2 protein-coding genes and 2 pseudogenes are annotated in these 3,408 nt (G+C 62.0%); 1 reads left to right on the plus strand and 3 read right to left on the minus strand.

Annotation, left to right across the window (positions count from 1 at the left end):
- A pseudogene (locus WBV42_RS04205) lies at nucleotides 1-110 on the minus strand (peptidase); the annotation flags it as partial.
- Nucleotides 111-139: 29 nt separating this feature from the next.
- On the opposite strand from WBV42_RS04205, the gene WBV42_RS04210 reads away from it, so the two are divergent.
- Nucleotides 140-319: a hypothetical protein gene (locus tag WBV42_RS04210; RefSeq protein WP_423984919.1), complete on the plus strand. Its 180-nt coding sequence runs from the start codon at nucleotides 140-142 to the stop codon at nucleotides 317-319.
- Between the two features lie 16 nt (nucleotides 320-335).
- Here the strand turns inward: WBV42_RS04210 and WBV42_RS04215 are convergent, their stop codons facing one another.
- The gene (locus WBV42_RS04215; RefSeq protein ID WP_423984920.1) at nucleotides 336-1,427 is read right to left on the minus strand and encodes a sodium:phosphate symporter; all 1,092 of its coding nucleotides are present in this window, start codon (nucleotides 1,425-1,427) and stop codon (nucleotides 336-338) included.
- Nucleotides 1,428-1,595: 168 nt separating this feature from the next.
- Nucleotides 1,596-3,408: pseudogene (locus tag WBV42_RS04220) on the minus strand (DEAD/DEAH box helicase); the annotation flags it as partial.

Here is a 3,408-nt window from a genome sequence, read left to right on the forward strand (position 1 = left end):
ACGACTTCGTGGCCCGCGATTTCCTCGCCGTCGAGTTCGTTCGCGACCATCTCGCTCGGGTTCTCGTCGTCGCCGCCGAACGGTTCGTAGCCGGTCAGGAGGAGTGTCATGGGTGGGGGTTTTCGCGGGAGCGGCTTAGTTGGTTACTTCGCGGAAACGGTTGGGAGCCGTCGCCAGAAAACTCGGCATGGACCGAGCGGCGATTCCGTTCGAATCGGTCGAGGAGCGCCATTTGGGACGCGTCGGTGCCCTGCTGTTGATCTTCCTCTATTTCGTCTACCTCTACGTCAGAATCGTCCATTTCCCCCGCGATTTCTGACCCCGGAAGGGTGCCGTCATCCAAGGAGGATGAGCAACAGCGGAACGAGGAGGAGGGAGACGAGAAAGCCGATGAAGTAGGCGACCGTTTCGACGAGTTCGTCCTGCATCGTGTCGATGAACGAGGTGTAGATCGGATACGTCACGAGCGAGAGGAGCGTTACGACGAGACCGATGCTCAGCAACAGCACGACGGTCATCACGCCGGTCGCGGTATGGAGGGCGAACGCGACGATGAGGGTATCGAGCAGGGTACCGATGTTCGCCCCGAGGATGTACGGGATGATCTCGTCGCGTTTGATGTGTCCACGGTTGTAAAGCGGGACGATAACGCCGAGTGAGAATGCGATGCTCGTCGTCAGTCCGGTGATGACGAGTCCGATTCCGAACGAGACCCACTTGTTCCCCAAACGGGAGAGGTATCGTCTCCGAAGTTGTTGCTTGTCGAAATCCTTCAGTATCCGGTCGAACAGCCGCAGGCTCAGGAGGATACAGGCGATCGCCACGAGGAAGGCGATTCCCGCCCCCAGAACCTCGATGAGTCCCTCGGTTACGATCGAGAAAAAGGAGGGGTTCGATAGCTGCGTCGCGGAAACGTCTCGGCTTACCGGGGCCGCGGTGCTAACGAGCGGCATCGAGAGATAGCCGAGAACCATCACCGGGAGGTAGATGGTGTACGTGAGCAGGAAGGTGAGCAACCCCATCCGCACGGAGTCTCGGAGCGAATCGCTCTCCGTATTGAGGTAATCGAAAGCCCCGATGAAGATGACGATGGCGGCCGCACCGAGTCTCGACCCGATTATCATCAGGTACAGTTGCGAGGGGACGATGACGTGCGAATTGAACAGGGTAAGGGCGAGCGCGGCGACGATCGAACCGTTCGCGAGGACGTACGAGGCGAACCAACTGGCACCGAGAGCCGGAACGTCTCCGACGACGACTCGACCCAGATTCTGCCGTAGAAACGGTGCCAGCGCGTCGGTCGTCGCACCCAACAATCGAACGGCGAACAGGAACAGTGCGACCGTTGCGAGCACTTTCAACGACAGTACGACTCTGGACTGTCCGGCAAGCCGGTCAGAAATGGCATCCCTGCTAATGGTCCCCACCGTTAGAATCTACTTCCCGTATCGTCTAAACGATTTTCTCACGTTTCTGGTGGGAAAGCTGACAAAATAACTCCCTCCCCTGAGGAGAGATTTATCACCGCGGGGAGACGATTCACGAACGAGCGTTCGGTGTCGGGTTTTTCCGGCGTGACCGGCAGAAAAGCCCGATCAGTCCCAGAACGCCTGCGTCCGGGCGTACTGGCGCTCCCGGGCCAAAATATCGCGGTAGAAGTCGTCCTCGTCCTCACGCAGTTTGGCGATGATGCGCGCCGCGTTCTGTGGGCCGACGCCGCGGGCGGCCAGCGCGATGACGGCCTGCTTGCCGTGACTCTGAACCAGATTCGCCGCGTTGTACGCCCGCCGCGTCATCTTCTCCTGTTCGTCGTCCTTTTCCTCGGCTCGAACCGCCGTGACCACCTCGTCGGCCCACGGGTTGAGCGCGGCGACGCGGGTCGAACCACAGCCGACGCATTTGGGTTGGTCGTTCACCTTTTCGACCGTCGTCTTGCGTTTCCAGTCCTGACAGTGCAGGCAGAACAGGAGGACGCGGTCATTTCGAATCCGTTCCTTGACGGTCTTGATGACGCTCGCGTCGGCGTTCTCGGGCGCGAGCAGTTCCCGACCCGAGGAGCGCCCGCCGCTTCCGACCGGAGTTCGCCCGCCGGTCGTGACGACGTCGATGTCGCCCGCGTGAATTCCGCGCAGAATTTCCTCGGTCGCATCGACAGCAAGGTCGTCGTGGAACACCTCCCGCACCGCTTCGTCGTACATCGGCGTGTCCTCCAACGCACCGAGGAGACGGCCCATCGACACCGGGCCGCTCCCCTCCCAACGGTTCAGCGACCCGAACTTCGCGGCGACCTGCGCGAGCGTGAACTTCAGCGTGTCCGAGTGTTTCAACGAGAGTTCGATGAGCGGGCCGACGTGCTCGGGGTCAGTCTCCCGGAGGACTTCCACGACTTCGTGACCGTCGACCTTTCCGGGCACGTCCAACTCGATCCGATACGGGTCGATCTCCATCCCGACCGACGATCCGGTTCGCTGGCCGACGAGCGACGAGAGCATCCGTCCGAGCGTCTCGTTCACCTTGTGGCCGTAGCAGGCGTTGACGACGATTTTCCCGGCGGCGAACTCCACGACGACTCGGTCGGCCGTCGGAATCGGGGATTCCGTTTCTGCCTGCCGATCGAGTTGCGACAGCGCGGATTCGGCGGTGTGCTGGTCGGTCGGATAGCGGTTCGTGAACTCACGGGCGACCCCCTCCATCGGTGCGCCGCGTTCGAACTGCGGACCAGCCACGGCGCGCATCTCGCCCACTTCCTGCGCGACTTCGAACGGCACGGGAATCTCCTCGCCGACCCACGAGGGAACTTCGCCGCCGGGGTCCTCGATGGGCGAGACGTTCACCCTGCTCTCGTCGTCGTCGATTTCGGCGATGCGCCACATCTCGCCGCGCTGGATGAACACCTCGCCGGGTTCCGCGAAGTTGACGACGAATCGCTCGTCCAGCGTCCCGATCTGTGACCCACTGGCGATGTCGTGGACGGTGTAGGTCTCTTCGTCGGGGATCATCGACAGGTTGGCGTAGAAGTACTGCCACGTCTTGCCGGACTTCTCGATCCGGTCGTCCTCCTCGTTCAGCCAGACCAATCGGTTGCTCTGGACCTCCCGCACGACGCCCTTGAACGTCTCCTCGTCCAAATTTCTGAAGGGGTAGGCCCGCGTGACGATTTCGTACGCTCTCCGGGCGTCGATTTCCCCGAAGTCCATGACGAGGCCGACGATCTGGTTGGCCACCGTATCCAGACTCGCGTGGTGGATGTGGGCCGGTTCCACGTCGCCGTCGGTCGCCCGCCGTGCGATGGCCATCGCCTCCAGCGCGTCGTCTTCGTTCGAGGTGACGATGGTGCCGTTCGACACCTCGTCCATGCGGTGGCCCGCGCGGCCCACCCGCTGAAGCAAGCGAGCGACTTCACGCGGG

Source organism: Haladaptatus sp., from assembly GCF_049589095.1.
In the GTDB taxonomy this organism is placed as follows: Archaea; Halobacteriota; Halobacteria; order Halobacteriales; family Haladaptataceae; genus Haladaptatus.